2 protein-coding genes are annotated in these 1,875 nt (G+C 58.3%); both read right to left on the minus strand.

What is annotated here, in order from left to right; all coding sequences use genetic code 11:
* Window positions 1-62: 62 nt before the first annotated feature.
* Window positions 63-1,079: a Holliday junction branch migration DNA helicase RuvB gene (gene ruvB / locus LPA02S_RS11290; RefSeq protein ID WP_056956072.1), complete on the minus strand. Its 1,017-nt coding sequence runs from the start codon at window positions 1,077-1,079 to the stop codon at window positions 63-65.
* A 24-nt stretch (window positions 1,080-1,103) separates the two neighbouring features.
* Window positions 1,104-1,700 (minus strand): Holliday junction branch migration protein RuvA, encoded by a 597-nt coding sequence (gene ruvA / locus LPA02S_RS11295; RefSeq protein WP_054651203.1) that lies wholly within the window; start codon window positions 1,698-1,700, stop codon window positions 1,104-1,106.
* Window positions 1,701-1,875: the final 175 nt, after the last annotated feature.

The following is a 1,875-nucleotide window of genomic DNA, read 5'->3' on the forward strand; positions in this document are numbered from 1 at the left end:
ACTACCACTATAACAAATCGTGCCGCGTTTTGAAACCGGGTCCAGTATAAATTCCGCCACTGTCACCCGCGGGCATCTGGAAACGGCACCCCTAAGTGCGCGTAACCATCCCGCGTGACCGTCCGCCCCTTTGGCGTCCGCTGGATGAACCCTACCTGCAACAGGTACGGTTCGTATACTTCCTCAATCGTGGAGCTTTCCTCCCCGATGTTCGCCGCAATGGTGTTCAGACCCACCGGCCCACCGTTGTAATGTTCGACCATCAGCCGAAGTATCTTCCGGTCGGTAGCGTCGAGCCCCTTTCGGTCCACCTGCAAAGCGGTCAAGGCCTGGTCGACTAGGTCGGCACCCACCTCCTGCACCCCAGCGACATCGGCAAAGTCACGGATGCGCTTCAACAAGCGGTTGGCAATCCGCGGAGTGCCTCGCGATCGCAACGCAATCTCGTGTACCCCGTCCTCAGCAATTTGGAGCTGAAAAATTTGTGCCGACCGGCGCACAATCTGGCTTAACTCGTCGGTATCGTAGTACGCCATGTGCGCGGTAATGCCGAACCGGTCTCGCAAGGGGGCCGATAACGCTCCGGCCCGTGTGGTGGCACCAATCAGCGTAAACGGCGGCAGCGGGAAGTGAATCGGGTGGACATCCGCTCCCTGACCAACCACGATATCAATGAAGAAATCCTCCATGGCGGAGTACAACATTTCCTCCACGACTTTGGGCAGCCGGTGAATTTCGTCAATAAACAGGACGTCGCCGGCCTCCAACTCGTTTAGCAAAGCCGCCAGGTCGCCCGGCTTCTCGATTGCGGGCCCACTCGTGGTGCGGACGTGGACGCCCAGCTCGTTAGCAATCACCAGGGCCAACGTGGTCTTCCCCAACCCAGGTGGGCCGTAGAGCAGCACGTGGTCCAGCGATTCTTCACGCATCTTGGCGGCCTGAATGTAGACCTGCAGTTGCTGCTTGACTTGCCGCTGGCCGATGTATTGTGTCAGTGTTTGCGGGCGGAGCGACAGCTCACTCGCCGCGTCTTCGGCCGTCTCGTCCTGATCGAGCAACCGGTCGCTTTCATCTGCCATGGGCTACCCCCTCCTCACTATCTACTATAGTAATGCTTTTAATCCTGCTTGTAAGTATTCCTGTGTGGAACTGTCTGGCATGTCCACCAGTACTTTGCGGACTTTCTTCACCTGTCCATCAGAATAGCCCAGCGCAGTCAAAGCGGACAGGGCGTCGCGCAAAGTCGGGATGAGGTCGTCATCGGCCCCGGCGGACAAATCGAGGGCGGGCTGGCCGCCGTTGAGCGGCGCCGCAACTTTGCCCTGCAGATCCAGCACAATCTGTGACGCGGTCTTCTTGCCAACACCCGGGAACTTCGTCAGGAAGGCGACGTCGTTGTTCGCGATCGCGCTGGCGAGGGCATCCCCCTGCGCGTTAGCCTGGATGGCAAGCGCACTCTTGGGACCGATGCCCGTGACGGACAGCAGTTGGTTGAACAACTGCTTGTCACGGCGGCTGGCAAAACCGTACAGGGTCTGGTCGGTATCGCGAATGATTAACTGGACGTAGACGGTGGCGGTTTGGCCTTCGTCAAAGGTGAACGGGTTCCCCATCAAAACGTGGTAGCCGACGCCGTTCACGTCCACCACGATGTAGGCGGGGGTGATATCCACAATCTTACCGCGCAAAAATTCATACATACATTCGTACTCCTTTAGCTGTGCGTTACGCACAAGTGTTCGGCTTCGATTATAGCATACCGGCAGCCATTTGCGGGAATGTGCTGTGCTGGCAAAGTGGCGGTGGGGTTGCGGCTTACGTGCCCTGCGCCATGATTGCAACTTTAGTGGTCGCCGGCAGCGTTGGTCGGGTTGG

Origin of the sequence: Lacticaseibacillus pantheris DSM 15945 = JCM 12539 = NBRC 106106 (assembly GCF_001591865.1) — a bacterium.
GTDB lineage: Bacteria > Bacillota > Bacilli > Lactobacillales > Lactobacillaceae > Lacticaseibacillus > Lacticaseibacillus pantheris.

Coding starts and splice junctions, on each gene's coding strand:
- ruvB (WP_056956072.1), bottom strand. CDS start 1,079: ATGGCAGATGAAAGCGACCGGTTGCTCGATCAGGACGAGACGGCCGAA.
- ruvA (WP_054651203.1), bottom strand. CDS start 1,700: ATGTATGAATTTTTGCGCGGTAAGATTGTGGATATCACCCCCGCCTAC.